Origin of the sequence: Burkholderia stabilis (genome assembly GCF_001742165.1) — a bacterium.
In the GTDB taxonomy this organism is placed as follows: Bacteria; Pseudomonadota; Gammaproteobacteria; order Burkholderiales; family Burkholderiaceae; genus Burkholderia; species Burkholderia stabilis.
Window position 1 is genome coordinate 3,735,108 of sequence record NZ_CP016442.1, and the last position, 25,433, is coordinate 3,760,540.

Sequence of the window (25,433 nt, forward strand, 5' to 3'; positions counted from 1 at the left end):
CCTTGCCGATCACCCGGCGCGTATCGCGATGCCGCGATGCGCGCCGGGCAGCCACGTCATTTTGCTTCGGCGCGCCGGAACCAGCGCCGCTCGATTTTCGACATCACCCAGCACACGCCCAGCGCGCACACGGTGCCGAGCGCCACTTCACCCAGCCGCATCAGCGGAATGTCCCACAGCGGACCGTTGCCCGGAAACAGCAGCACGATCGTCGCGGTCACGCCGCCGAGCCGTGCCGCGCTGCCGACGTTCAGGCACCAGCAGAAGACGATCGTGAGCGCGACCGCGAGCGCATAGGCGACGAGGCGATCGCCGCCGAGCGCAGCGCCCGCGAAGCCGAGCACGCCGCCGATCATCGCGCCGATGAACTGGTCGCGCGACAGCGACATCGTGTCCGAGTAGTTGTGCTGCGTGACGGCGATTGCAGTGACCGCCGCCCACACGGCCTGCTCGGTGTGCAGCGCGCGGCCGATCGTGAAGGCGAGGCACGCGCCGCAGACGGCCTGGAGGGCCATCAGCACGCCTTGCGTGAGCCGCTCGCCGAAGGTCAGCCCCTTGAACAGATCGAAGATCGACTGCTGGATCTGCTGGCGGGCTTCGTTGAGTGTCCTGATCGTATCCATCGTGAATCGGCCAAGTAGCTAGCGTATGACGGCGGTGTGCCGCCCTCAGTGCGCCTGTCCGGGTGATGCGGCGGCCGGTTCGTCGGCCGCTGCGTCGCCGTTTTCGACGCGTGTTTCGGGCATCACGAGCCAGACCAGCAGCACCGCGAGCGCACCTGCGCCGGCGAGCCCGAAGAAGCTGACCGCATTGCCGAAGTGATCGGCGACGTAGCCGGCCGCGGCCGTGCTGAGCGTCGCGCCGATCCCGGCCGCGAGCCCGAAGAGCCCGATACACAGGTTATAGCGGCCCTTGCCGCCCGCGACGTCGGCCGCGATCAGCGGCAGCATCACGCCGAACACGGCCGCGCTGATGCCGTCGAGCATCTGCACGGGCACGAGCAGGTACGGGCTGCTCACGCCGGCGAACAGCAGCGCGCGTATCGGCAGCGCGGAGAAGCCGAGCAGCAGGATCGGCCGGCGCCCCCAGCGTTGCGCGGAGCGGCCGACCCACGGCGACAGCATCGCGACGATCGCCTGCGGCACGATGATGCACGCGGCGATCACGAGCTGCACGTTCTCGCCCATCCCGGCCGTGACTTCGCCGGCCGCGAGGTTGAGCATCGCCGCGTTCGACAGGTGGAACAGCACCACGCACGCCGCGAAGATCAGCATCCGGCGATCGCGCAGCAGCTCGAACAGCGTTTCGCGTTCGCCGGCTTCGTCATGGTCGCCGTGTTCGTCGGGCTTCGACGACTGCGGGATCACCTCGTGCGTCGGCTGGATCATCGCGAGCGCGAACAGCGCGGGCAGCGCCAGCACGGCGGTCAGCCAGAACACCGCGCGCGCGGAGAAGTATTCGCCGGTGAGCCCCATCAGGCCCGCCGCGACCGCGCTGCCGATCGACGCCCAGCGCGCGTTGCGGCCGAGCCGGTCGCCGAGGTCGGCTCGGCCGACCAGCGAGAACGAGATCGCGGCCATGGCCGGCACGAGCATGCAGCTCGCGAACCCGTGGAAGACTTCCGCGGCGATCACCGGCACGATCGTCGGGCTTGACGCGAGCAGCACCGCGGACAGGATGATGGCCACGATCGCCCACGCGGCCGCGCCTTTCTTGTTCTTCAGCGCATCGACGGCCGCGCCGCCCGGCACCTGGCTGACCATCGCGCTGATCGTGCCGATCGACAGCACCATGCCGATCTCGCCCTGCGTCCACTTGTGCGACGCGAGGTAGGACGCGATGAACGGACCGAACCCGGTTTGAACGTTTGCAACGAAGAAGTTGAGCCAGTCGAGGGAGCGCAGACTGCGAACGCTGACGGAATGCTTGATCGTCATCGGGCGGCACTCGCAGACGAAGCCGGCACGGGGGCGGCGAGGGGCGGCGAGACCACGACGATCGGCTTGTCGGCCAGGTACGGCGGCGACGCCTTGATCTGCGCGTCGTTCAGGTCGAGCTGCGGATGCAACGCCTTGTCGCGCGTGACGAAGCGCAGCGCGCCCCAGCTCGCGGCGATCGAGCGGCGCTCGGTATTCACGAGCCCGCCGAGGTCGAGCACGACGGCCTGCGGCTGGGCGCCGCGGTCGATCAGCACGTCGACGACGCGGCCGATCTTCGTGCCGTTCGGGCGCTCGACGTCGCTGTCGAGCATCGGCAGCCGCGTCGCGGGCGAGGCCGCGGCCGACCCCGACAGCGGCACCGCCTTCGGCCGTGCGGCCGGCGGCAGGTCGCCCGACGGCACGTCGAGCACGATCGGCTCCTGTTTGCCGCCCGGCGTGAAGCGGAACACGCTCCACGGGAAGATGACCTTGCGGTCGCCGACGCCCATGAAGCCCTGCAGGTTGACGATCATCTCGCGCGGCTTGCCGGTCGCGTCGACGACCATGTCGACCGAGCGGCCGATCACCTTGCCGTTGCGGCGCGCGACTTCACTGTCGAGCAGCGCATGGATCTGGGTGCGGTCCATCGGGCGCGTCGCGACGAGCGGTGCGGGCGGCGGAGGCGGCGGTGTCGGCGATTCGGGGCGCTGCACGGACTTCGGCCGCGTCACCTCGCGGTGCGGCTTCTTCGGCGCTTCCGGTTCTTCCGGCCGCACCGGCGGCGGAACGGGCGGCATCGTCAGCGGCTCGCCGGCCGTCTCCTCGACGGGCTCGACGAGCGCCTCGCTGATCGGCGCGGGCGGGTTCTGGACCGGCAGCAGCCCGCAGCCGGACAGCAGCGCGGCGGCGGCGAGAAACAGGAAGACCGTCGAGGACGGAAACGACTTGCGGGATGCGGGAAACGGAAGTCCGCCGCTCATTGACACTCACTCCATGGGTCGGGGGCGGCCCGAGGGCACGCGGCTGGCGATGGATGGCGGGTGCGGGCGGCGCACCACGCGAGGTGAGAGTTTAACGTGTCTTGCTTTCAGGACCGATTTCGATGGCCGTTTGGAGGCGAACTGTCGGTAAAAGGAAGGGATCGGGGAAGGGCGGGCGATGCGGGATGCCGGGCAAGGCTGCGGCGCCCGATCGTCGGCGACGATGCGGGCGCCGCGCCTGCCGTTTATTTGACCAGCGCGCCGAGCGTCGTCGTGACGGGCGCGAGCAAGCCACCGCCGGTCTTCGAGATCGCGCCGCTGCCGCTGCCGCTGCCGCCCGTCAGCCCCGCAACGGGCGAGCCGCCGGCCGCGCCTGACACGGCCCCCGTTACGGCGCCGACCGCCGACGTGAGCGCACCCGCCGGGTTGCTACCGCCGGTCGCGCTGCCGAGTGCGGCTGGCGACAGGAGCCCCGTGACCGGCGCGAGCGGATTCGTCGCGGCGCCACCGCCGCCGAGCAGCGTCGTGCCGGCGGTGGCCACCGTGTTGCCGGTTGCCGTCACGACGTTGCCGACGCCGGTCGTCACCGGGTTGCCGCCGGCCTTCGTGATCGTCGTGCCGGCGTTCGCGACACCGTTGCCGACCGTCGTCACGAGATTCGTGAGCGGCGCGCCGAGTGGCGTGCTCGACGCAACGGTCTGCGTGACCGACCCGAGAGTCGACGTGATCGGCGTGATCGCCGAGCTGGCGGCGCCGGTGATCTGCGCGACGGGGCCGGTCGACAACTGCGTGCCGAGCGTCGCGCCGCCGCCGGCGATCGTATTGCCGAGCATCGTGATCGCACCGCCGACGGGCGACGTGACCGGCGCGAGCGGCGCCAGTGCCGAACCGCTTGCGCCGAGACTCGACACGACGCCGCCTGTCGCGGCGACCGCGTTGCCGAGGTTCGTGACCACGCCGCCGGAGCTCGCGACCGTCGTGCCGACCGGATTCGACGATGCGCCGAGCTGGCCGAGTCCCGACCCGAGGCCGTTGCCGAGCGTGGTCACGGCGGCGCCGGCGTCCTGCGCGACGGTGCCGAGCCCCTGCGTGGTCGCCGCGTTCGTGCCGGGCAGCGACTGGCCCGCGATCGTCGTACCGACGCCTGACACGGCGCCGCCGCCGGCCGTCACGATGTTGCTCGACGCATCGATCGTCTGGCCGAGCGCATTCGCCGACGTGCCGCTGCCGGCCGTGCCGGTCCCTGAGGAGCCGGTTCCCGAGCTGCCGCCGGCGCCGCCGCTCGTGCTGCCGACGGTCGAGCCGTTCCCCGACCCGCTGCCTGATCCGCTACCTGAGCCGTTGCCCGTGCCGCCGGTCGTGGCCGTCGTGTCGCCCGATCCGGAGCCGCCGCCGCCGGTGCCCTGGCTCAGCGAGCCTGAACCGCCACACGCGGACAGCGACATCAGCACGGCGATACCGGCCGCGATCGTAATCATTCGGAATCCTGCTTGATGGGTGGTCGGCTTGGTCATGTCGTCCTCGTCTCGATTGAAGGTTGGGTCAGGCGGCCTTCGCGTGCGCCGATGTGTCGTCGCTACGATGGGGAAGCGGCTGGCGCATCGATTGTTGTCTCCCTGATTGGCCTGTCGCCGTGTCGCGTTTTCGCCCGTACGGGAATCCGGAACACCTGTCGGGAGAGCGGCTCGCATTCTTTCGTCTTGCTTGCCGATCGCACCGGAAAACGCCGGATTCCTGGCGATCAGAGTAGGTCCGCCGGTGCGAGCCGTCTTTTAATGATCGTTAAATTGAAGTAAGCGTCCGATTCACTGCCGAAATCGGGGTAATCACGGTCGACACGGCACGATCGGTGTGAGTTGCTGCCGGTGACGCAGGGGGGCGGGAGACGGGGGAGGACGGGGCGGAGGGGGGCGGGGCACGCAGGCACCGCGCCTGGCCCGCCTTTACGGCGGTCAGGCGCGGGCGTTGCCCGATGCAGGGAGAACCGGAAGGTCAGGCGTCCGGATACCACGCGTCGGTGAATTCGCTGACCTGAACGTTGGTCAGTTCGGAGCGTGCGGCGAGCCATCCGCGGACGAGCTCGCGATCGGCGTCGGTCGTCGTGCCGCGCGGCGCGCCGGAGATCACGTAGGCGCCGATGCCTTCGTCCGCGGACGCGACGGTCAGCAGGCCGTTCGCTTCGACGAAGTCGATGAACGCGTCGATCAGCTGGCCGCGTTCGAGGTCGGTCAGCTCGTTGCGGTAATGCGCGGTCGCGTTGAACGCGAGTTCCTGGAATTCGCCGATGTGGAGTTTCTTGCGCTGGCGGCGGTTGTGGCCTTGGCTCATGGTGGGTGATGAATACGAAAAGGGTCAGTGAAAGGGCGGCGGCGGGCGTTGGCGCACGATGCGCGGGCGGCCCGGGCGCCGCGTCGGGGCGCCGCACGGCGAGGCCGGCGGCGGTTGGGCGGAACGTTACATCAGCACGATATCGTACTGCTCCTGGCTCAGATTCGATTCGACCTGCAGCGACACCGGCTTGCCGATGAAGTCGATCAGCATCGCGAGATGCTGCGACTCCTCGTCGAGGAACAGGTCGATCACCTGCTGCGCGGCGATCACACGGAATTCACGCGGGTTGAACTGGCGCGATTCGCGCAGGATCTCGCGCAGGACGTCGTAGCACACGGTGCGCGACGTCTTCACCTGGCCCTTGCCCTGGCAGGTCGGGCAGGGCTCGCAGAGCACGTGTGCGAGCGATTCGCGCGTGCGCTTGCGCGTCATCTCGACGAGCCCGAGCTGCGAGAAGCCGTTGACCGTCACGCGCGTGCGGTCGCGCGACAGCGCCTTCTTCAGCTCGGACAGCACCGCGTCGCGATGCTCGGCGTTCTCCATGTCGATGAAGTCGATAATGATGATCCCGCCGAGATTGCGCAGACGCAGCTGCCGCGCGATCGTGTGCGCGGCCTCGAGGTTGGTCTTGAAGATCGTATCGTCGAAGTTGCGCGCGCCGACGTAACCGCCGGTGTTCACGTCGATCGTCGTCATCGCCTCGGTCTGGTCGATCATCAGGTAGCCGCCCGACTTCAGGTCGACGCGGCGCGACAGCGCGCGCTGGATCTCCGTCTCGATGTTGTACAGGTCGAACAGCGGCCGCTCGCCCGTGTAGTGATGCAGCTTCGGGCTCACGGCCGGCGTGAACTCGGACGCGAATTCCGACAGGCGCTGGTACGTCTCGCGCGAATCGACCTGGATGCGCGTCGTGTCGTCGTTCGCGAAATCGCGCAGCACGCGCTGCGCGAGATCCAGATCCTGGTACAGCAGGCTCGTCGCGGGCAGCCGCTGCGCCTGCGCGACGATCGTCGCCCACGTCTTGCGCAGGTACGTGACGTCGCCGGCCAGCTCGTCGGAGGTCGCATCCTCGGCGATCGTGCGCACGATGTAGCCGCCTTTCTCGTCCGGCGGGATCACGGCCGTCAGGCGCGCACGCACGGCCTCACGCTCGGCCTCGCTCTCGATCTTCTGCGAGATGCCGATGTGCGGCTCCTGCGGCAGGTACACGAGCGTGCGGCCCGCGATGCTGACCTGCGTGGACAGCCGCGCGCCCTTCGTGCCGATCGGATCCTTGATCACCTGGACCATCAGCGTCTGGCCTTCGAACACGGTCTTCTCGATCGGCTGGTGCGGCGTGTTCGACTGCGGCTCGCCCGCGAGGCGCGGTTGCCAGATGTCGGCGACGTGCAGGAATGCTGCACGTTCGAGGCCGATGTCGATGAACGCCGATTGCATGCCCGGCAGCACGCGTACGACCTTGCCGAGATAGATGTTGCCGACCCGCCCGCGCGACAGCGTGCGCTCGACGTGAAGCTCCTGCACCGAGCCTTGCTGGACGAGTGCGACCCGCGTTTCCTGCGGCGTGAGGTTGATCAGGATTTCTTCGTTCATGGTGGGATTCAGAAGGCGACACGCGCGGCGCGCAACAGCGCAGCGGTCTCAAAAAGGGGCAGACCCATGATACCCGAATGGGAACCGTCGATCCGTTCGATGAATTCGGCGGCGCGCCCCTGGATCGCGTACGCGCCGGCCTTGCCGAACGGCTCGCCCGTCTCGACGTAGCGTGCGTAGGCGTCGCGCGACGCGGCGGCGAAGCGCACCGATGAGCGCGACAGCGCGGGCGGCAGCAGTTCGCCGCGGGCGTCGATCACCGCGACGGCGGTCAGCACCGCGTGTTCGCGGCCCGCGAGGCGCGTGAGCATCGCGAGCGCGTCGTCGGCATCGGCCGGCTTGCCGAGGATCGCGCCGTCGATCGTCACGGTCGTGTCGGCGACCAGCACCGGCGCGGCCGGCTTGCCGCTCGCGACGAGGCGCGCACGCGCGGCTTCGGCCTTCGCGACGGTCACGCGCTGCACGTAGGTATCGGCGGTTTCGCCGGGCAGTTCGGCCTCCAGCGCCTCGGCATCCTCGTCGGGGCGCGGCAGCAGCAGTTCGAAACGCACGCCGATCTGTTGCAGCAGCTCCTGGCGGCGCGGGCTTTGCGAAGCGAGGTAAAGGGTCGGGAAAAGCGCGGGGGACGTGCTGGACGGCATGGTGTCGTTATCTCGGTGAGCGCGCGCGGCGCGCGTCTCGAGGACGACACGTCATGCGCGGTGGTAGGGGTGATTCTGCGTGATGCTCCACGCCCGGTAAAGCTGTTCGGCAAGCAACACGCGGACCATCCCGTGCGGCAGCGTCATGCTCGAGATGCGCAGCAGCACGTCGGCGCGCGCTTTCAGCTCCGGATCGAGCCCGTCGGCGCCGCCGATCACGAACGCGACGTCGCGGCCGTCCTGCTGCCAGCCGGGCAGCGCCTGCGCGAGCTGCATCGTGGTCCAGTCGCGGCCGCGCTCGTCGAGCGCGACGATGCGCGCGCCCTTCGGCAGCGCGGCCTCGATCTTCTGCCGCTCGGCCGCCATCACGCTTTCGGCGCTGCGGCCGCCCGAACGCAGTTCAGGCTTGATCTCGCGCAGCTCGATACGCAGCTCGGGCGGCATCCGCTTCGTGTACTCGTCGAAGCCGGATGCGATCCAGCCCGGCATCTTGTGGCCGACCGCGAGGATGAAAAGCTTCATCGGGACGATTCGTCGCGATTCAGCGGCGGCGGGCGGCCGTCTTGCGCGCCGGGCGGGCCGGTGCTTCTTCCTCGTCGTCCTCGCCTTCGCTGGCGGTCGCGAAGCCGTTCGGGCCCTTGCCGCCGCCGAGCTTCATCCGCACGGGCTTGTCGCCCCAGATTTCCTCGAGGTTGTAGTACTGGCGCAGGGCCGGCTGCAGGATGTGCACGACCGCGTCGCCGCAGTCGACGAGCACCCATTCGCCGGTGTCTTCGCCCTCGGAGCTGACGATGTCGCCGCCGGCTTCCTTGACCTTGTCGCGCACGTTCGACGCGAGGGCCTTGGTCTGGCGGTTGGAGGTGCCCGAGGCGACGACCACGCGGTCGAACAGTTCGGTCAGGTGGCTGGTGTTGAACACCTTGATGTCTTGCGCCTTGACGTCTTCGAGGGCGTCGACGATCACGCGCTGCAGTTTGCGAATATCCATGGAATCAGGTGTGGTAGAGGCGATGTTGAAGAATATAGGCCCATACGGCGGCCGGCACATGCTCGGCCGACGCATCGGGCATTTGCGCATGGCGCGCGATGCATTCGCGCAGGTGCGCGCGGATGTCGGTCGCGGCAATGTCGAACGCGAGGGTCGTATCGATCAGCAGGTGGCCTGCCGGCGTGGCCTTCAGCACGTCGGCGCCGGCCTGCCGCGCGGCGATTTCCCGCGCGACGTCCGGCGGCGCCGCGCCGAGCTCGAAGCCCGGGCGCGTCGACACACAGATGTGCGCGTAATCGAACAGCTTGCGCCAGTCGCGCCACGTGTCGAGGCGCACGAGCTGGTCGGCGCCGATCAGCAGCGACAGCGACGCGTCCGGGCCGACCCGCTCGCGCCAGCGCGCCAGCGTGTCGACCGTGTAGGTCGGGCCTTCGTGCTCGATTTCGTCGGTCGCGACGGTCACGGTCACGCCCGGCAGCACGAGCGAATCCGCGGCTGCGCGGGTCATCGCGAGCCGGTGCTCGGCGGCCGACACGTCGCGTTTCTGGTACGGCTGCCCGGCGGGCAGCAGCACGAGCTCGGTCAGGCCGAGCAGCTCGGCGAACCGGCGCGCGAGCGCGAGATGGCCGTCGTGGATCGGGTCGAAGGTGCCGCCCAGCAAGCCGATACGACGCGGCAGCGGGGCGGGGCGGGCGGTGGTGTCCAGAAACGCGTCCTTTTCTTGTGGCAGCGGGGCGCGCGGGCTCAGACCCAGTCGCGCGGCACGATGAAGTCGCTGTACAGGCGTGCTTCGGGCGTGCCCGGCTCGGGCTGCCAGTTGTAGCGCCAGTTCGCGACCGGCGGCATCGACATCAGGATCGACTCGGTCCGGCCGCCGCTTTGCAGGCCGAACAGCGTGCCGCGGTCGAACACGAGGTTGAATTCGACGTAGCGGCCGCGGCGATACGCCTGGAAATCGCGTTCGCGTTCGCCGTACGGCAGGTCGGCGCGGCGCTCGACGATCGGCAGGTAAGCCTGCAGGAACGCATCGCCGACACTTTGCATCATGTCAAACGAGCGTTCGAAACCGGGCTCGGAGAAATCGTCGAAGAAGATCCCGCCGATGCCGCGCATCTCGTTGCGGTGCTTCAGGAAGAAATACTCGTCGCACCATTTCTTGAAGCGCGGGTAGAGCTCGGCGCCGAACGGGTCGAGCGCGTCCTTGCAGGTCTGGTGGAAATGCCGCGCGTCGTCCTCGAAACCGTAAACCGGTGTCAGATCCATGCCGCCGCCGAACCAGAACACGGGCTCCTCGCCGGGTTTCGTCGCGATCAGCATCCGCACGTTCATGTGCACGGTCGGGCAGTACGGATTGCGCGGGTGCAGCACGAGCGACACGCCGAGCGCCTCGAAGCCGCGGCCCGCGAGCTGCGGGCGCGCCGCGCTCGCCGACGGCGGCAGCGCGTCGCCCGCGACGTCGGAAAAGCCGATTCCCGCGCGTTCGAACACGCGGCCGCCTTCGAGAATCCGCGTGCAGCCGCCGCCGCGCAGGCGCTCGGCCGGCCCGCGCTGCCACGCGTCGGTCGCGAGCGGCGTGCCGTCGAGCGCGCCGAGCGCGTCGGCGATGCGTGCCTGAAGGCCCTGGAGGTACGTGCGCACGCGTGCCACGTCGTAGGTCGAATCGGTCATGTCTGGACTGGGTGCCCCCGCCCGAAGCGGGGGCCGTAAAAAAGGCATCTGCCGGGCATTCTATCGAACCCCGGCAGAGGAGCGGGCGCGCAGCCTTGCGGGTGCGTCCGAAGCGAACGTCACGCGCTCTTGCGGTTGAGCGCGCGGAAGCCGATGTCGCGGCGGTACTGCATGCCTTCGAAATTGATCTGGTTGATCGTGTCGTACGCATGCTGCTGCGCTTCGCGCACCGAATCGGCGAGGCCGACCACGCACAGCACGCGGCCGCCCGACGTGACGAGCTTGTCACCTTCGGCGAGCGTCGTGCCCGCATGGAACGTGACGGCCTGTTCGGTCTCGGCCGGAATGCCGTTGATGCGGTCGCCCTTGCGCGGCGCGTCCGGATAACCGTGCGCGGCCAACACGACGCCGAGCGCGGTGCGGCGGTCCCAGTCGAGCTCGACCGTGTCGAGCGTGCCCGCGATCGCCTGCTCGACGATCTTCGAGAAATCGCTCTTCAGGCGCGCCATGATCGGCTGCGTTTCCGGGTCGCCCATCCGGCAGTTGAACTCGAGCGTGCGCGGATTGCCTTCCTTGTCGATCATCAGGCCCGCGTACAGGAAGCCCGTGAAGCGGATGCCGTCCTTCTCCATCCCGCGCACGGTCGGCATGATGATCTCGCGCATCACGCGTGCGTGCATCTGCGGCGTGACGATCGGCGCGGGCGAATACGCGCCCATGCCGCCGGTGTTCGGGCCGCGGTCCTCGTCGAGCAGGCGCTTGTGGTCCTGGCTGGAAGCCAGCGCGAGCGCGTGCTTGCCGTCGACCATCACGATGAAGCTCGCTTCCTCGCCGTCGAGGAATTCCTCGATCACGACGCGCGCGCCGGCGTCACCCAGCTTGTTGCCCGACAGCATCATGTCGACGGCCGCATGCGCTTCTTCCAGCGTCATCGCGACGACGACGCCCTTGCCGGCCGCGAGGCCGTCGGCCTTCACGACGATCGGCGCGCCCTTCGCATCGATGTACGCATGTGCGGCGGCGGCATCGGAGAAGGTTTCGTAGTCGGCCGTCGGGATGCCGTGACGCTTCATGAACGCCTTCGCGAAATCCTTCGAGCTCTCGAGCTGCGCGGCTTCGCGGGTCGGGCCGAACACCTTCAGGCCGCGTGCGCGGAACAGGTTGACGATGCCGGCCGCGAGCGGCGCTTCCGGCCCGACGAGCGTGAACGCGACGCCTTCGCGTTCGGCGAAATCGGCGAGTTCGTCGAGCGACGTGATGTCGACGTTCTTCAGGCGCTCGTCCTGCGCCGTGCCGCCATTGCCGGGCGCGACGTAGACCATCTGGACGCGCGGCGATTGCGCGAGCTTCCACGCCAGCGCATGTTCGCGGCCGCCGGAGCCGACGACGAGTAGTTTCATGGGATTCCCCGCAGACTAGAAAACAGGGCGGCCGGCACGCTCAGGCGCGCCGGCCGCGGAATCGATCGGGCCGCCGCCGCGACAGGCGCATGGCGGCCGGCATTTCATTCCTCGACGATGACGGCGTTCGTATACACGTCCTGCACGTCGTCGAGGTTTTCGAGCGCGTCCAGGAGCTTCTGCATCTTCGCCGCGTCGTCGCCGGTGAATTCGACTTCGTTCTGCGGCTTCATCGTCACTTCGGCGAGTTCGGCCTTGAAGCCCGCGGCTTCGAGCGCGTCCTTCACCGCCGAGAATGCCTGCCAGTCGCACAGCACTTCGATCGAGCCGTCGTCGTTCGTGTTCACGTCGTTCGCGCCGGCTTCGAGCGCGGCTTCCATCAGCGCGTCTTCCGACGTGCCGGGTGCGAACAGGAACTGGCCGACGTGATCGAACATGAACGCGACCGAGCCGTCGGTGCCCATGTTGCCGCCGAACTTCGAGAATGCGTGGCGGACTTCCGCGACCGTGCGGGTGCGGTTGTCGGTCAGCGTGTCGACGATGATCGCCGCGCCGCTGATGCCGTAGCCTTCGTAACGGATTTCTTCGTAGTTCGCGCCATCTGCGCCGCCGACGCCGCGATCGATCGCGCGCTTGACGTTGTCCTTCGGCATGTTCGCGTCGGCCGCCTTGTCGACCGCGAGACGCAGGCGCGGGTTCGAGTTGACGTCGCCGCCGCCGAGGCGCGCCGCGACCTGGATTTCCTTGATCAGGCGAGTCCAGATCTTGCCGCGCTTCGCGTCGGCCGCTGCCTTCTTATGCTTGATGTTGGCCCATTTCGAATGACCAGCCATACCTTTCTCCGTGCCCGGGCGCGCTGCGCGGGCGATTGTTTCAATGTGTCGTTGAATCGGCGGCCGTTTCGGCGGGCATGAAGCCGCGGGGCCGCGCGTGTCGAGTGGATCGAGATTTTATCACGCGGCGACCGCCGGATCGGGGCCGCCGCGCATGGCCGAACGGCCGGGGCGGCCGCCGGGCGCGTCAGTTCTTGGTGCCGAACAGGCGGTCGCCCGCGTCGCCGAGGCCCGGCACGATGTACGCGTGCTCGTTCAGGTGCGAATCCAGCGACGCGACGAACAGCTTGACGTCCGGGTGTGCGTCCTGGAATACCTGCACGCCCTCGGGCGCGGCGACGAGCGCGACGAACATGATGTTCGCGGCCGGCACGTTGCGGCGCTTGAGCACGTCGACCGCATGCACGGCCGAATAGCCGGTCGCGACCATCGGGTCGCACAGGATGAAGATGCGGTCTTCGAGGTCCGGCAGGCGCACCAGGTATTCGACCGGGCGGTGGTCGTCGGCGCGGTACACGCCGATGTGGCCGACGCGTGCGGACGGGACCAGATCGAGCAGGCCGTCCGACATCCCGATGCCCGCGCGCAGCACGGGCACGATCGCGAGCTTCTTGCCCGCGATCACGGGAGCGTCGACCGCCACCAGCGGGGTTTCGACCCGCTTGGTCGTGATCGGCAGGTTGCGGGTGATCTCGTAGCCCATCAGCAGAGTGATCTCGCGCAGCAGCTCGCGGAACGTGCGCGTCGACGTGTCCTTGTCGCGCATGTGGGTGAGCTTGTGCTGGATCAGCGGGTGATCGGTGATGAAGAGATTCGGGAAACGGCTGTCCTGTTTCATGACGGGGGCGCCTTGGCGGCAAAAGGGGATCGGGGCGGCGGCGCCATGCCGGCCGCCGCTTATGGCCGCAATTTTACCAAGGCGCGCCGCATGATCCGGATATTATCGACGTCTCACGACAATCCGCGTGCCGTGCACGCCCGTTCGCCCGCCCGCCGGTGCGGCAGGGCGACGCCGCGCCGGCGCGCGTCGCCACCAGGGAATCGACGATGGATCTCGGCATCGAAGGAAAGACCGCGCTCGTCTGCGCGGCAAGCAAGGGGCTCGGTCGCGGCTGCGCGGAAGCGCTGGCCGCCGAGGGCGTGAACCTCGTGATCGTCGCGCGCACGCGCGACACGCTGGAGGAAACCGCGGAGGAGATCCGCGCGGCGTCGAACGTGTCGATCACCGCGGTCGCCTGCGACATCACGACGCCGGAAGGCCGCGCGGCCGCGCTCGCCGCGTGCCCGCAGCCGGACATTCTTGTGAACAATGCCGGCGGCCCGCCGCCCGGCGACTTCCGCGATTTCTCCCACGACGACTGGATCCGCGCGCTCGAGTCGAACATGCTGACGCCGATCGAGTTGATCCGCGCGACGATCGACGGGATGATCGCGCGCGGGTTCGGCCGGGTCGTCAACATCACGAGCTCGGCCGTGAAGGCGCCGATCGACGTGCTCGCGCTGTCGAACGGCGCGCGCTCGGGGCTGACCGGCTTCGTCGCGGGGCTCTCGCGCAAGGTCGCCGGCCAGGGCGTGACGATCAACAACCTGCTGCCAGGGCTGTTCGACACCGACCGGATCGCGACGACGCTCGCCGCGTCGGCGAAGGCGCAGGGCGTGACGGTCGACGAGATGCGCGGGCGGCGCACGAAGGACATCCCGGCCGGCCGTCTCGGCACCCGCGCCGAATTCGGCGCGGCATGCGCGTTCTTGTGCAGCGTGCATGCCGGCTACATCACCGGGCAGAACTGGCTGCTCGACGGCGGCGCGTATCCGGGCACGTTCTGACGCCCCCGATTCACGATCACGACAACAACCGAACGACGAAGGAACTGGAGATGAGCAAACCCCGCATCGCATTGATTGCGCACGACGCGAAGAAGGACGAGATCGTCGCGCTCGCGGGCGAATACCGCGCGACGCTCGCGCAATGCCGGCTGGTCGCGACCGGCACGACGGGCGGCCGCATCGCGGACGCGCACGGGCTGGAAGTCGAGCGCAAGCTGTCGGGGCCGCTCGGCGGCGACCTGCAGATCGGCGCGGAACTGGCCGACGGCCGCGTCGACATCGTCGTGTTCCTGCGCGACCCGATGACCGCGCAGCCGCACGACCCCGACATCACCGCGCTCGTGCGCGCATGCGATGTGCACGACGTGCCGGTCGCGACCAACGTCGCGACGGCGCGGATGCTGCTCGACGATCTGGCGCGGAACATGCAGGACGTCTGCTAGGCGCGTGCCGCGTCCGATTGTCCCTGCCGGTGGCAGGGCCATGCACGGATCGGCGCCACGCGCGAGAATCGTGCGTCGCGACGCGCACCGGCCGTCCGGTATCGGTCTTCCGGTTCCGCATGCATCGGTCGGCCCGCGCATCGGCGGCACGACCATTTCCTGACCGATTGACAGACGAGGAGCGAAACGATGCCGAAAGCAATCCGATACGACCAGCCGGGCGGCCCGGACGTGATGAAGTGGGTCGATGTCGAGGTCGGCGAGCCGAAGGCGGGCGAAGTCCGCATCCGGCAGCACGCGGTCGGGCTCAACTACATCGACGTGTATTTCCGCACGGGCCTCTATCCGCAGCCGCTGCCCGGCGGCCTCGGGATGGAAGCGGCGGGCGAGGTGACGGCGGTCGGCGACGGCGTGACCGCGCTCAAGGCCGGCGATCGCGTCGCGTACGTCGGGCAACCGCCGGGCGCTTACGCGCAGGAGCGCGTGATGCCGGCCGAGAAGCTCGTCAAACTGCCGGACGGCATCAGCTACGACGATGCGGCGTCGGTGATGCTGCAGGGCCTGACCGCGCATTACCTGCTGCGCCGCACGTACCCGGTGAAGGCCGGCGACACGATCCTGATTCACGCGGCGGCCGGCGGCGTCGGCCTGCTCGTGTGCCAGTGGGCGAAGGCGCTCGGCGCGACCGTGATCGGCACGGTCGGCTCCGACGAAAAGGCCGCGCTCGCGCAGGCGCACGGCTGCGATCATCCGATCGTCTACACGCGCGAGAACTTCACGCAGCGCGTGAAGGAAATCACGAACGGCGCCGGCGTGCCGGTCGTCTACGACTCGATCGGCAAGGACACCTACATCGGCTCGCTCGACAGCCTCGCGCCGCTCGGCTACTTCATCAGCTTCGGCAATGCGTCGGGCCCGCTGCCGCCGATCGACTCGAAGGAGTTCTCGTCGCGCGGTTCGCTGTTCTTCACGCGGCCGACGCTGTTCTCGTACATCGCGAAGCGCGCCGATCTCGAAGCGGCTGCCGCCGAGCTGTTCGACGTGATCCTGTCGGGCAAGGTGAAGACGAGCATCAACCAGCGCTATCCGCTCGCCGAAGTCGGTCGCGCGCATGCGGATCTCGAAGCGCGCAAGACCACCGGCTCGACGATCCTCGTTCCCTGACCCTGCCTGTCGTGCCGGCGCCATGCCGGTACGCGTCTTCGCGGACGGCGCCGCTGCGCCGTCCGTCCCGCCTCCCGGGTTGCGCCCGTCCACGCCTGTTCGCACGTTTACGCGTTTTTTATATCCGCCCCGATACCTTTGACCCGTCCTTTACGTGCGTTCCCATAAGGTTCTAGTCGTCTGATTCCGACGATGGAGAACAAAAAATGGATGGGGTTTTTATCGGCGTACTGGTGCTCTTCACCGCGCTGATCCTCGGTTTGGTTGCCGGTTGCGAGAAGCTCGCGCAATACGGCCGCGGGGGCGGGCATGACCTGGATGCTTTGGCTGGCGGGCGCATCGACGGCCCTGCTGTTCGCGTATCTCGTCTTTGCGCTGCTGCGCGCGGAGGACATCGAATGAACGCGAACAACCTGTTGCAGACGCTCATCTTCATCGTCGTGCTGCTGGCGGCGGCCGTTCCGGTCGCGCGCTACCTGACGGCGGTGATGGACGGCAGCTCGCGCGTCGTGCGCGTGTTCGGGCCGCTCGAACGCGCGCTGTACCGCATCGCCGGCGTCGACGCCGGCACCGAAATGAACTGGAAGCAGTACGCGGTTGCGACGATCGCGTTCAATGCGCTCGGCGCGCTGTTCCTTTATGGCCTGCTGCGCCTGCAGGGCTGGCTGCCCGGCAACCCGCAGCAGTTCGGCGCGATGACGGTCGACGGCGCGTTCAACACGGCCGTCAGCTTCGTCACCAACACGAACTGGCAGGACTACACGCCCGAGCAGACCGTCAGCTACCTGACGCAGATGCTCGGCCTGACCGTGCAGAACTTCCTGTCGGCGGCGACCGGCATCGTCGTCGTGATCGCGCTGGTGCGCGGTTTCGCGCGTCACACCGCGCAGACGATCGGCAACTTCTGGGTCGACCTCACGCGCGTGACGATGTACGTGCTCGTGCCGATGTCGATGATCATCGCCGCGCTGCTGATGAGCCAGGGCGTGATCCAGAACATGAAGGCGTACGAGGACGTGCCGGTGCTGCAGGCGAGCACCTACGCGGCGCCGAAGCTCGACGCGCAGGGCAGCCCGGTGAAGGATGACAAGGGCAACCCGGTGACGGTCCAGACGCCGCTTACGAAGCAGACGCTCGCAATGGGCCCGGTCGCGTCGCAGGAAGCGATCAAGATGCTCGGCACCAACGGCGGCGGCTTCTTCAACGCGAACTCCGCGCATCCGTACGAGAACCCGACGCCGTTCGCGAACTTCATCCAGATCTTCGCGATCCTGATCATCCCGGCCGCGCTGTGCCTCGTGTTCGGCCGCGTGATCGGCGACCGCCGGCAGGGCATTGCGGTGCTCGCGGCGATGACGGTCGCGTTCGTGATCGCGATCGGCGTCGAGGTGAGCGCCGAGCAGGCCGGCAATCCGACGCTTGCCGCGCTGCACGTCGACCAGTCGGCGAGCGCGCTGCAGCCGGGCGGCAACATGGAAGGCAAGGAAACGCGCTTCGGGATCGCGCAGACCGGCATCTTCACGGTCGCGACGACGGCCGCGTCGTGCGGCGCGGTCGACACGATGCACGATTCGCTGACGCCGCTCGGCGGCCTCGTGCCGATGCTGCTGATGCAGCTCGGCGAGGTGGTCTACGGCGGGGTCGGCTCGGGCCTCTACGGGATGCTCGTGTTCGCGCTGCTCGCGGTGTTCGTCGCCGGCCTGATGATCGGCCGCACGCCGGAATACGTCGGCAAGAAGATCGAATCGTACGAGATGAAGATGGTGTCGATCGTCGTGCTGCTCACGCCGCTGCTCGTGTTGCTCGGCACGTCGATCGCCGTGCTCGCCGATGCGGGCAAGGCCGGCATCGCGAACCCGGGCCCGCACGGCTTCTCGGAAATCCTGTACGCGTTCAGCTCGGCCGCGAACAACAACGGCAGCGCGTTCGCGGGCCTGACGGTCGGCACGCCGTTCTACAACTGGATGACCGCGATCGCGATGTGGTTCGGCCGCTTCGGCACGATCGTGCCGGTGCTGGCGATCGCCGGCTCGCTCGCCGCGAAGAAGCGCATCGCGGTGACGAGCGGCACGCTGCCGACCCATGGCCCGCTGTTCGTCGTGCTGCTGCTCGGCACCGTGCTGCTGGTGGGCGCGCTGACCTACGTGCCGGCGCTTGCGCTCGGCCCTGGCGTCGAGCACCTGATGATGTGGCTGGGCGCGTGATGCGCGCCCGCACGGTCACACATTGAAAAGACTGAAGAGATTGAAGAGATCGCAATGACTCAACATTCCGCAACACGGTCCATGTTCGATCCGGCGCTGCTGCGCCCGGCGATCGTGGACTCGTTCAAGAAACTCACGCCGCGCACGCAGTTCCGCAACCCGGTGATGTTCTGCGTGTACGTCGGCAGCATCCTGACCACGATCCTGTGGATCGCCGCGCTCGCCGGCCAGGCCGAGGCGCCGTCGGGCTTCATCCTCGCGATCGCGCTGTGGCTGTGGTTCACGGTGCTGTTCGCGAACTTCGCCGAGGCGCTCGCCGAAGGGCGCTCGAAGGCGCAGGCCGCATCGCTGCGCAGTGCGAAGAAGGACGTGATGGCGAAGAAGCTCAACGAGCCGCATCCGAAGTCGCCGATCCGCATCACGACCGCGAGCGACCTGCGCAAAGGCGACGTCGTGCTCGTCGAGGCCGGCGACGTGATCCCGGCCGACGGCGAAGTGATCGACGGCGTCGCATCGGTCGACGAATCGGCGATCACCGGCGAATCCGCGCCGGTGATCCGTGAATCGGGCGGCGACTTCTCGTCGGTGACGGGCGGCACGCGCGTGCTGTCCGACTGGATCGTCGTGCAGGTCACCGCGAACCCCGGCGAGGCGTTCCTCGACCGGATGATCGCGATGGTCGAAGGCGCGAAGCGCAAGAAGACGCCGAACGAGATCGCGCTGACGATCCTGCTCGTCGCGCTGACGATCGTGATGCTGCTCGCCACCGCGACGCTGCTGCCGTTCTCGATGTTCTCGGTGGAAGCGATGAAGGCCGGCCACGTGGTGACGATCACCGCGCTCGTCGCGCTGCTCGTGTGCCTGATCCCGACGACGATCGGCGGGCTGCTGTCCGCGATCGGCGTGGCGGGGATGAGCCGGATGATGCAGGCGAACGTGATCGCGACGTCGGGCCGCGCGGTGGAAGCGGCCGGCGACGTCGACGTGCTGCTGCTCGACAAGACCGGCACGATCACGCTCGGCAACCGCCAGGCATCGACGTTCGTGCCCGCGCCGGGTGTGACCGAGGAAGCGCTGGCCGACGCCGCGCAACTGTCGTCGCTCGCCGACGAAACCCCGGAAGGCCGCAGCATCGTCGTGCTCGCGAAGGAGCGCTTCAACATTCGCCAGCGCGACATGGCGCAACTGCACGCGACGTTCCTCGGCTTCTCCGCGCAGACGCGGATGAGCGGCGTCGATCTGCCCGGCCGAGAAATCCGCAAGGGCGCGGCCGACGCGATCCGTCGCTACGTCGAGACGCACGGCAGCCGCTTCCCGGAAGAAGTGCGCCGCGCGGTCGACGAGGTCGCGCGCCGCGGCAGCACGCCGCTCGTCGTGGCCGACCTGCATGAGGGTGCGGCGCGCGTGCTCGGCGTGATCGAGCTGAAGGACATCGTGAAGGGCGGCATCAAGGAGCGCTTCGCGGAACTGCGCAAGATGGGCATCAAGACCGTGATGGTGACGGGCGACAACCGGCTGACGGCCGCGGCGATCGCGGCGGAAGCGGGCGTCGACGATTTCCTCGCGGAAGCGACGCCGGAAACCAAGCTCGCGACGATCCGCGAGCACCAGGCGGCGGGGCGCCTCGTCGCGATGACGGGCGACGGCACCAACGACGCGCCGGCGCTCGCGCAGGCCGACGTCGCGGTCGCGATGAACACCGGCACGCAGGCTGCGAAGGAAGCCGGCAACATGGTCGACCTCGATTCGAACCCGACGAAGCTGATCGAGATCGTCGAGATCGGCAAGCAGATGCTGATGACGCGCGGCTCGCTGACGACGTTCTCGATCGCGAACGACATCGCGAAGTACTTCGCGATCATCCCGGCCGCGTTCGTGACGACGTACCCGCAGCTGCGCGTGCTCGACATCATGCATCTGACGTCGCCGGCGTCGGCGATCCTGTCGGCGGTGATCTTCAACGCGCTGATCATCGTCGCGCTGATCCCGCTCGCGCTGAAGGGCGTCACGTACCGGCCGCTCGGCGCCGCGTCGCTACTGCGCCGCAACCTGCTGGTGTACGGCCTCGGCGGCGTGCTGCTGCCGTTCCCGTTCATCAAGCTGATCGACATGACGCTCGCCGCGCTCGGCTGGGCTTGAGGTATCGAAGGAAACATCATGAAAACGTTGATTCGTCCGCTCGTCGTGATCTTTGCCGTGCTGGTCGCGGTAACGGGGCTCGCTTACCCGGCCGTGATGACCGTGTTCGGCCAGGCCGTGTTCCCGTCGCAGGCGAACGGCAGCCTGATCGAGAAGGACGGCAAGGCAGTCGGCTCCGCGCTGATCGGCCAGCAGTTCGACGCGCCGAAATACTTCTGGGGCCGGCTGTCGGCCACGTCGCCGATGCCGTACAACGCGACCGGCTCCGGCGGCTCGAACCTCGGCCCGCTGAACCCGTCGCTCGCCGACCAGGTGAAGGGGCGCATCGCCGCGCTGCACGACGCCGGCACCGACATGTCGAAGCCCGTGCCGGTCGACCTCGTGACGGCGTCGGCGAGCGGTCTCGATCCGGAGATCACGCCGGCCGCCGCCGCGTACCAGGTCGAGCGCGTCGCGAAGGCGCGCAACCTGGCGCCCGATGCGGTCGCGCAGCTCGTTGCCGCGAACACGGCGGGCCGCCAGTTCGGCGTGCTCGGCGAGCCGCGCGTGAACGTGCTGAAGCTGAACCTCGCGCTCGACGCGGCGCAGGCCGCGCACTGATCGCGAGGTAACCGGCGTGCGGCGCGGTTCGATCCGCGCCGCGCGCACTTTTTCCCGACGGCGCATGCGCCGTCTTTGCCTTTTGCGGCGATTTGGAACAACAATGCTCGTACTCGCGCGCATCCGGGCGCTCCGCTTTCCTCACGCATGAACCGTCCCGATCCAGACCAACTCCTCGACAAGCTGCAGCGCGACGAAGAAAAGCAACGGCGCGGCCAGCTCAAGATCTTCTTCGGCGCATCGGCCGGCGTCGGCAAGACCTATGCGATGCTGCAGGCCGCGCGCCAGCGCCTGCAGGACGGCGTCGACGTCGTCATCGGCGTCGTCGAGACCCACGGCCGCAGCGAAACCGTCGCGCTGCTCGACGGCCTCGACGTGCTGCCGCCCGCGCGCATCGACTATCGCGGCCGCACGCTCGCCGAATTCGATCTCGACGGCGCGCTGGCGCGCCAGCCGCAACTGATCCTCGTCGACGAGCTCGCGCATTCGAACGTGCAGGGCGCGCGGCACCTGAAGCGCTGGCAGGACGTCTACGAGCTGCTCGACGCGGGCATCGACGTGTATACGACCGTCAACGTCCAGCACCTCGAAAGCCTGAACGACGTGGTCGGCGCGATCACCGGCATCCGCGTGTGGGAGACGGTGCCCGACCGCGTGTTCGACGCAGCCGACGAAGTCACGCTCGTCGATCTGCCGGCCGAGGAACTGCTCGAGCGGATGCGCGACGGCAAGGTCTATCTCGCGCAGCAGGCCGAGCGCGCGGTGCGCAATTTCTTCCGCAAGGGCAACCTGATCGCGCTGCGCGAACTGGCGCTGCGCCGCACGGCCGATCGCGTCGATGCGCAGATGCGCGAATACCGCGCCGACCGCTCGATCCAGCGTATCTGGCAGGCGCGCGAGCGGCTGCTCGTGTGCGTCGGGCCCGGCCCCGAGGCGCCGACGCTCGTGCGCGCGGCCGCGCGGCTCGCCGCGAGCCTGAAGGCCGACTGGATTGCCGTGTACGTCGAGACGCCGCGCCTGCAGCGGCTGCCCGACGCGCAGCGGCAGCGCACGCTCGACGCGCTGAAGCTCGCGGCCGAGCTCGGCGCGGAGACGGCGACGCTCGCGGGCGCCGACGCGGTCGCCGCGCTGATCGGCTATGCGAAGGTGCGCAACGTGTCGAAGGTGGTCGCGGGCGGCTCGCCGAAGGCCGGGCTCGTGCGCCGTTTCGCGCGGCCGTTCGGCGAGAAGCTGGCCGAACGCGCGGGCGACGTCGACCTGATGCTGCTGCGCGCGTCCGCGAGCGACGAGGTGCGCGCCGTGCCGCTCGACGCACGGGCGCGCGACTGGCGCGATGCGTTCGCGCAGTTCGGCACGCGCCGTTCACCGCCGCGTCACTACGTGTATGCGGCCGCGATCTGCGCGGCGATCACGGTCGTCGCGAGCGTCGTGTCCACGCGGCTCGACCTCACGAACCTCGTGATGCTGTACCTGCTCGGCGTCGTGTTCTCGGCCGTGCGGCTCGGGCGCGGCCCGGGCGTGCTGCAATCGTTCCTGTCGGTGGCCGCGTTCGATTTCTTCTTCGTGCCGCCGCGCATGTCGTTCTCGGTCAGCGACACGCAATATCTGCTGACCTTCTTCGGCATGTTGCTGACGTCGCTCGTGATCAGCCACCTCACATCGACGCTGACGCGCCAGGCGAGCGTCGCGCAGCGCCGCGAGCGTCGCACCGGCGCGATTTACGCGATGGCGCGCGAGCTGGGCGCGGCGCTCACCACCGAGCAGATCGTCGAGATCGGCAGCCGCCACGTGGGCGAGGTGTTTCGCGCGCGCGTCGCGTTCCTGCTGCCCGACAGCGCGGACAAGGTGCGGCAGAAGATCGAGGAGCCCGACGCGGCCGTCACGCTGACGGGCGCCGATCTCGATACCGACGTCGGCCAGTGGGTGTACGACCAGCAGAAACCGGCCGGCCGCGGCACCGACACGTTGCCCGCGACGGCCGCGCTGTACCTGCCGCTGAAGGCGCCGATGCGCACGCGCGGCGTGCTCGCGGTCGCGTCGCGCGAGCCGCGCGAGCTGGAAGTGCCCGAGCAGCAGCGGATGCTCGACGCATTCGCCGCGCAGATCGCGCTGGCGCTCGAACGCGTGCACTACGTCGAGATTGCGCGCGACGCGCTCGTCAACATGGAGTCGGAGCGGCTGCGCAACTCGCTGCTGTCGGCGATTTCGCACGATCTGCGCACGCCGCTCACGACGATCGTCGGCTTCTCGTCGATGCTCGCGAACGGGCGCGCGACCGCGCCGGGCGGCGACGCCGCGGCCGAACGATTCGCGCAGCGCGAGGGCGAGCTGGTCGACGCGATCCACGACGAAGCGCTGCGCATGACCGGCATCGTCACGAACCTGCTCGACATGGCGCGGCTGCAGGCCGGCAGCCTGCAGCTCAAGCGCCAGTGGTCGCTGCTCGAGGAAACCGTCGGCGCCGCGCTCGCCGCCTGCAAGCGCGTGCTCGTGCGCCATCCCGCGCGCGTGTCGCTGCCGGCGGACCTGCCGCTGCTGCAGATGGACGCGGTGCTGATGGAGCGGCTTTTCACCAACCTGTTCGAGAACGCGGCGAAGTACACGCCGCCGGACACGCCGATCGACATCGGCGCGGAGCGCGTGACCGACGACGGGCTGCCGTTCGTGCGCGTGCGCATCGACGATCACGGCCCGGGTTTGCCGGCCGGCATGGAAACGCGGATCTTCGACAAGTTCACGCGCGGCGAGAAGGAATCGGCGACGCCGGGCATCGGGCTCGGCCTCGCGATCTGTCGCGCGATCGTCGAGGCGCACGGCGGTAGAATCGGCGCGCTCAACCGCACCGCGCCCGACGGCCGCGTGACGGGCGCGCGCTTCTGGTTCACGCTGCCGGTCGAGACGCCGCCCGCCGCGCCTGCCGTGCCCGACGACGAAACCGACGAGCCGGGCGCATCGTCCCCATCCGAGCCATTGCCAGACCATGAGTGAACCGAGCCTGACCGTTGTCCTGATCGAGGACGAAAAGCAGATCCGCCGTTTCGTGCGCGCCGCGCTCGAAGAGGAGGACATCGCCGTGTTCGAGGCCGAGACGGGCAAGCAGGGGCTGATCGACGCGGCGACGCGCAAGCCCGATCTCGTGATCGTCGACCTCGGCCTGCCCGATACCGACGGCCTCGACGTGATCCGCGAACTGCGCGGCTGGACCGAGGTGCCGGTGATCGTGCTGTCCGCGCGCACGCAGGAAGAAGAGAAGGTCGCGGCGCTCGACGCGGGCGCCGACGACTACCTGACCAAGCCGTTCGGCGTGTCCGAGCTGCGCGCACGGATTCGCGCGCAGCTGCGCCGGCGCAACCAGGGCGGCGCGAACGAATCGCCGAAGGTGAGCTTCGGCACCGTGACCGTCGATCTCGCGCTGCGCCAGGTGTGGCGCGACGGCGAGATCGTGCACCTGACGCCGCTCGAATACCGGCTGCTCGCGACGCTCGTGCGTCACGCGGGGCGCGTGCTCACGCACCGCCAGCTGCTGCGCGACGTGTGGGGGCCGTCGCACGTCGAGAGTCATCACTACCTGCGCATCTACATGGCGCACCTGCGCCAGAAGCTCGAGCGCGATCCGGCGCAACCCGAGTACATCGTCACCGAGACGGGGGTCGGCTACCGGCTCGTCGGCGCCGCATGACCGGTTTTGCCGGGCAGCGGCGACACGCATCGGCGTGACGCCGCGTGCCGGCAGGGTTGCGGCGGCGCGACAGTCTCGCGACTGGCGTCGCCCTTGCACACCGGCCGCAGATTCCCCGTTATGCTGACCGTTCCGCGAACAAGAACCAGGAGCGTGCAATGTCCGTCCGTCTGACCGTCATCTGTGCGCTGGCGCTTGCTGCGCCCGGCGCGTTCGCCCAACCGCTGCCGCAGGGGCAGCAGCCGTCCGCCCAGCCGTCGATGGCCAATCCCGCGTCGGTCAACTGCGAGAAGCTCGGCGGTCGCCACGTGGTCCGCAGCCTGCCGCGCGGGCAGGTCGGGATGTGCATGTTCAAGGATGGCCGTGTGTGCGAGGAGTGGACGTTGTATCGCGACGACCGCTGCGTCGGCGGCGTCGCGCCCAAGCGCGTATCGAACTGATATCGGGCTGACCGGGCCCGGCCGATCCTGCCCCGGATCGGCCGCTGGCCATGCACCGCACCCGGCGTGCCCGTAAGCATCTTGTTATACTCGGCGCCGCCCGGGGACGACCCCGGGTCATTCGCTTCAACGGGGACGACCCCATCCGATACGGAGTACGTCGAGATGGCGTGGGTATTGTTGTTGATTGCCGGTTTGCTGGAGGTGGCCTGGGCGGCCGGCATGAAATCGTCGGACGGCTTCACGAGGCTCGGTCCGTCGGTGTTTACGATCGTGACGGCGCTGGCCAGCTTCGGCCTGCTCGCGGTCGCGATGCGCCAGTTGCCGCTCGGCACCGCGTACGCGGTGTGGACGGGCATCGGCGCGGTCGGCGCGTTCGTGTTCGGCATCGTGATGATGGGCGAGGCGCTGACCGTCGCGCGCGTCGCGAGCGCTGCGCTGATCGTCGCCGGGCTGATCGGCCTCAAGCTGTCGTCAGCCGCCTGACGACACGGCAGCCGGGCGTGCATGCGCCCGGCTGCCGCACTGCGGAATTGCGTCGGCCTCCCGGATAGCCTGTCTATAATGGAACGCATTCGGGCCTG

Annotated in this window: 25 protein-coding genes; 11 read left to right on the forward strand and 14 right to left on the reverse strand. The window is 68.7% G+C overall.

Going from position 1 to position 25,433, the window contains the following annotated elements; genetic code table 11:
• Positions 1-56 precede the first annotated feature (56 nt).
• From BBJ41_RS17420 to upp, 14 genes are all read right to left on the reverse strand, one after another.
• Entirely contained in the window at positions 57-623 is a 567-nt protein-coding gene (locus tag BBJ41_RS17420) for an FUSC family protein (RefSeq protein ID WP_069747420.1), read from the reverse strand.
• Between the two features lie 45 nt (positions 624-668).
• The gene (locus tag BBJ41_RS17425) at positions 669-1,937 is read right to left on the reverse strand and encodes an MFS transporter (protein WP_069747421.1); all 1,269 of its coding nucleotides are present in this window, start codon (positions 1,935-1,937) and stop codon (positions 669-671) included.
• Complete coding sequence (locus BBJ41_RS17430) at positions 1,934-2,899, reverse strand: PRC-barrel domain-containing protein (protein ID WP_069747422.1); 966 nt, start codon at positions 2,897-2,899, stop codon at positions 1,934-1,936. The genes BBJ41_RS17425 and BBJ41_RS17430 overlap by 4 nt, the downstream gene beginning before the upstream one ends.
• Positions 2,900-3,144: 245 nt before the next feature.
• On the reverse strand, positions 3,145-4,413 hold the full coding sequence (locus BBJ41_RS17435; RefSeq protein WP_069747423.1) for a collagen-like triple helix repeat-containing protein: 1,269 nt from the start codon (positions 4,411-4,413) through the stop codon (positions 3,145-3,147).
• A gap of 478 nt (positions 4,414-4,891) precedes the next feature.
• Entirely contained in the window at positions 4,892-5,227 is a 336-nt protein-coding gene (locus tag BBJ41_RS17440) for a YggL 50S ribosome-binding family protein (RefSeq protein WP_069747424.1), read from the reverse strand.
• Positions 5,228-5,353: 126 nt separating this feature from the next.
• Positions 5,354-6,823, reverse strand: a complete 1,470-nt coding sequence (gene rng, locus BBJ41_RS17445; RefSeq protein WP_069747425.1) for a ribonuclease G — start codon at positions 6,821-6,823, stop codon at positions 5,354-5,356.
• Between the two features lie 8 nt (positions 6,824-6,831).
• Positions 6,832-7,464: a Maf family protein gene (locus BBJ41_RS17450; RefSeq protein ID WP_069747426.1), complete on the reverse strand. Its 633-nt coding sequence runs from the start codon at positions 7,462-7,464 to the stop codon at positions 6,832-6,834.
• A gap of 51 nt (positions 7,465-7,515) precedes the next feature.
• Positions 7,516-7,986 carry a 23S rRNA (pseudouridine(1915)-N(3))-methyltransferase RlmH gene (gene rlmH, locus BBJ41_RS17455; protein WP_059468149.1) on the reverse strand — a complete coding sequence of 157 codons (471 nt, stop codon included), beginning with the start codon at positions 7,984-7,986 and terminating at the stop codon, positions 7,516-7,518.
• 19 nt (positions 7,987-8,005) lie between these two features.
• The gene (gene rsfS, locus BBJ41_RS17460; protein ID WP_069747427.1) at positions 8,006-8,452 is read right to left on the reverse strand and encodes a ribosome silencing factor; all 447 of its coding nucleotides are present in this window, start codon (positions 8,450-8,452) and stop codon (positions 8,006-8,008) included.
• Between the two features lie 4 nt (positions 8,453-8,456).
• Entirely contained in the window at positions 8,457-9,182 is a 726-nt protein-coding gene (locus BBJ41_RS17465) for a nicotinate-nucleotide adenylyltransferase (protein ID WP_175972723.1), read from the reverse strand.
• Positions 9,183-9,196: 14 nt separating this feature from the next.
• Entirely contained in the window at positions 9,197-10,120 is a 924-nt protein-coding gene (gene hemF, locus BBJ41_RS17470; RefSeq protein ID WP_069747428.1) for an oxygen-dependent coproporphyrinogen oxidase, read from the reverse strand.
• A gap of 119 nt (positions 10,121-10,239) precedes the next feature.
• Positions 10,240-11,520, reverse strand: coding sequence for a phosphoribosylamine--glycine ligase (gene purD, locus BBJ41_RS17475; RefSeq protein WP_069747429.1), 1,281 nt, complete (start codon positions 11,518-11,520; stop codon positions 10,240-10,242).
• Positions 11,521-11,624: 104 nt separating this feature from the next.
• Entirely contained in the window at positions 11,625-12,353 is a 729-nt protein-coding gene (locus BBJ41_RS17480) for a YebC/PmpR family DNA-binding transcriptional regulator (protein WP_006478227.1), read from the reverse strand.
• Positions 12,354-12,540: 187 nt separating this feature from the next.
• Complete coding sequence (upp, locus tag BBJ41_RS17485) at positions 12,541-13,191, reverse strand: uracil phosphoribosyltransferase (protein ID WP_006481871.1); 651 nt, start codon at positions 13,189-13,191, stop codon at positions 12,541-12,543.
• A 209-nt stretch (positions 13,192-13,400) separates the two neighbouring features.
• On the opposite strand from upp, the gene BBJ41_RS17490 reads away from it, so the two are divergent.
• The 11 genes from BBJ41_RS17490 (at position 13,401) to sugE (ending at position 25,335) form a co-directional block, all read left to right on the forward strand.
• The gene (locus BBJ41_RS17490; RefSeq protein WP_069747749.1) at positions 13,401-14,180 is read left to right on the forward strand and encodes an SDR family oxidoreductase; all 780 of its coding nucleotides are present in this window, start codon (positions 13,401-13,403) and stop codon (positions 14,178-14,180) included.
• 50 nt (positions 14,181-14,230) lie between these two features.
• The gene (locus BBJ41_RS17495) at positions 14,231-14,623 is read left to right on the forward strand and encodes a methylglyoxal synthase (protein WP_042976092.1); all 393 of its coding nucleotides are present in this window, start codon (positions 14,231-14,233) and stop codon (positions 14,621-14,623) included.
• Positions 14,624-14,812: 189 nt separating this feature from the next.
• On the forward strand, positions 14,813-15,787 hold the full coding sequence (locus BBJ41_RS17500) for a quinone oxidoreductase family protein (RefSeq protein WP_069747430.1): 975 nt from the start codon (positions 14,813-14,815) through the stop codon (positions 15,785-15,787).
• A 309-nt stretch (positions 15,788-16,096) separates the two neighbouring features.
• Complete coding sequence (gene kdpF, locus BBJ41_RS17505) at positions 16,097-16,189, forward strand: K(+)-transporting ATPase subunit F (RefSeq protein ID WP_006752209.1); 93 nt, start codon at positions 16,097-16,099, stop codon at positions 16,187-16,189.
• Entirely contained in the window at positions 16,186-17,991 is a 1,806-nt protein-coding gene (gene kdpA, locus BBJ41_RS17510) for a potassium-transporting ATPase subunit KdpA (protein ID WP_069747431.1), read from the forward strand. Before kdpF ends, kdpA begins: the two co-directional genes overlap by 4 nt.
• Before the next feature lie 54 nt (positions 17,992-18,045).
• Positions 18,046-20,130 (forward strand): potassium-transporting ATPase subunit KdpB, encoded by a 2,085-nt coding sequence (gene kdpB, locus BBJ41_RS17515; protein ID WP_069747432.1) that lies wholly within the window; start codon positions 18,046-18,048, stop codon positions 20,128-20,130.
• An 18-nt stretch (positions 20,131-20,148) separates the two neighbouring features.
• Positions 20,149-20,730, forward strand: coding sequence for a potassium-transporting ATPase subunit KdpC (gene kdpC / locus BBJ41_RS17520; protein WP_069747433.1), 582 nt, complete (start codon positions 20,149-20,151; stop codon positions 20,728-20,730).
• 147 nt (positions 20,731-20,877) lie between these two features.
• Entirely contained in the window at positions 20,878-23,718 is a 2,841-nt protein-coding gene (locus BBJ41_RS17525; protein WP_069747434.1) for a DUF4118 domain-containing protein, read from the forward strand.
• On the forward strand, positions 23,711-24,409 hold the full coding sequence (gene kdpE / locus BBJ41_RS17530; RefSeq protein WP_069747435.1) for a two-component system response regulator KdpE: 699 nt from the start codon (positions 23,711-23,713) through the stop codon (positions 24,407-24,409). The genes BBJ41_RS17525 and kdpE overlap by 8 nt, the downstream gene beginning before the upstream one ends.
• 158 nt (positions 24,410-24,567) lie before the next feature.
• Positions 24,568-24,849 (forward strand): putative hemolysin, encoded by a 282-nt coding sequence (locus BBJ41_RS17535; RefSeq protein WP_069747436.1) that lies wholly within the window; start codon positions 24,568-24,570, stop codon positions 24,847-24,849.
• A gap of 165 nt (positions 24,850-25,014) precedes the next feature.
• Entirely contained in the window at positions 25,015-25,335 is a 321-nt protein-coding gene (gene sugE / locus BBJ41_RS17540) for a quaternary ammonium compound efflux SMR transporter SugE (RefSeq protein ID WP_069747437.1), read from the forward strand.
• Positions 25,336-25,433: the final 98 nt, after the last annotated feature.

Coding starts and splice junctions, on each gene's coding strand:
- BBJ41_RS17420 (WP_069747420.1), bottom strand. CDS start 623: ATGGATACGATCAGGACACTCAACGAAGCCCGCCAGCAGATCCAGCAG.
- rlmH (WP_059468149.1), bottom strand. CDS start 7,986: ATGAAGCTTTTCATCCTCGCGGTCGGCCACAAGATGCCGGGCTGGATC.
- BBJ41_RS17535 (WP_069747436.1), top strand. CDS start 24,568: ATGTCCGTCCGTCTGACCGTCATCTGTGCGCTGGCGCTTGCTGCGCCC.
- BBJ41_RS17500 (WP_069747430.1), top strand. CDS start 14,813: ATGCCGAAAGCAATCCGATACGACCAGCCGGGCGGCCCGGACGTGATG.
- BBJ41_RS17425 (WP_069747421.1), bottom strand. CDS start 1,937: ATGACGATCAAGCATTCCGTCAGCGTTCGCAGTCTGCGCTCCCTCGAC.
- BBJ41_RS17490 (WP_069747749.1), top strand. CDS start 13,401: ATGGATCTCGGCATCGAAGGAAAGACCGCGCTCGTCTGCGCGGCAAGC.
- kdpA (WP_069747431.1), top strand. CDS start 16,186: ATGAACGCGAACAACCTGTTGCAGACGCTCATCTTCATCGTCGTGCTG.
- kdpF (WP_006752209.1), top strand. CDS start 16,097: ATGACCTGGATGCTTTGGCTGGCGGGCGCATCGACGGCCCTGCTGTTC.
- sugE (WP_069747437.1), top strand. CDS start 25,015: ATGGCGTGGGTATTGTTGTTGATTGCCGGTTTGCTGGAGGTGGCCTGG.
- kdpE (WP_069747435.1), top strand. CDS start 23,711: ATGAGTGAACCGAGCCTGACCGTTGTCCTGATCGAGGACGAAAAGCAG.
- BBJ41_RS17450 (WP_069747426.1), bottom strand. CDS start 7,464: ATGCCGTCCAGCACGTCCCCCGCGCTTTTCCCGACCCTTTACCTCGCT.
- BBJ41_RS17435 (WP_069747423.1), bottom strand. CDS start 4,413: ATGACCAAGCCGACCACCCATCAAGCAGGATTCCGAATGATTACGATC.
- kdpB (WP_069747432.1), top strand. CDS start 18,046: ATGACTCAACATTCCGCAACACGGTCCATGTTCGATCCGGCGCTGCTG.
- BBJ41_RS17495 (WP_042976092.1), top strand. CDS start 14,231: ATGAGCAAACCCCGCATCGCATTGATTGCGCACGACGCGAAGAAGGAC.
- rsfS (WP_069747427.1), bottom strand. CDS start 8,452: ATGGATATTCGCAAACTGCAGCGCGTGATCGTCGACGCCCTCGAAGAC.
- BBJ41_RS17480 (WP_006478227.1), bottom strand. CDS start 12,353: ATGGCTGGTCATTCGAAATGGGCCAACATCAAGCATAAGAAGGCAGCG.
- upp (WP_006481871.1), bottom strand. CDS start 13,191: ATGAAACAGGACAGCCGTTTCCCGAATCTCTTCATCACCGATCACCCG.
- BBJ41_RS17430 (WP_069747422.1), bottom strand. CDS start 2,899: ATGAGCGGCGGACTTCCGTTTCCCGCATCCCGCAAGTCGTTTCCGTCC.
- purD (WP_069747429.1), bottom strand. CDS start 11,520: ATGAAACTACTCGTCGTCGGCTCCGGCGGCCGCGAACATGCGCTGGCG.
- rng (WP_069747425.1), bottom strand. CDS start 6,823: ATGAACGAAGAAATCCTGATCAACCTCACGCCGCAGGAAACGCGGGTC.
- hemF (WP_069747428.1), bottom strand. CDS start 10,120: ATGACCGATTCGACCTACGACGTGGCACGCGTGCGCACGTACCTCCAG.
- kdpC (WP_069747433.1), top strand. CDS start 20,149: ATGAAAACGTTGATTCGTCCGCTCGTCGTGATCTTTGCCGTGCTGGTC.
- BBJ41_RS17440 (WP_069747424.1), bottom strand. CDS start 5,227: ATGAGCCAAGGCCACAACCGCCGCCAGCGCAAGAAACTCCACATCGGC.
- BBJ41_RS17525 (WP_069747434.1), top strand. CDS start 20,878: ATGAACCGTCCCGATCCAGACCAACTCCTCGACAAGCTGCAGCGCGAC.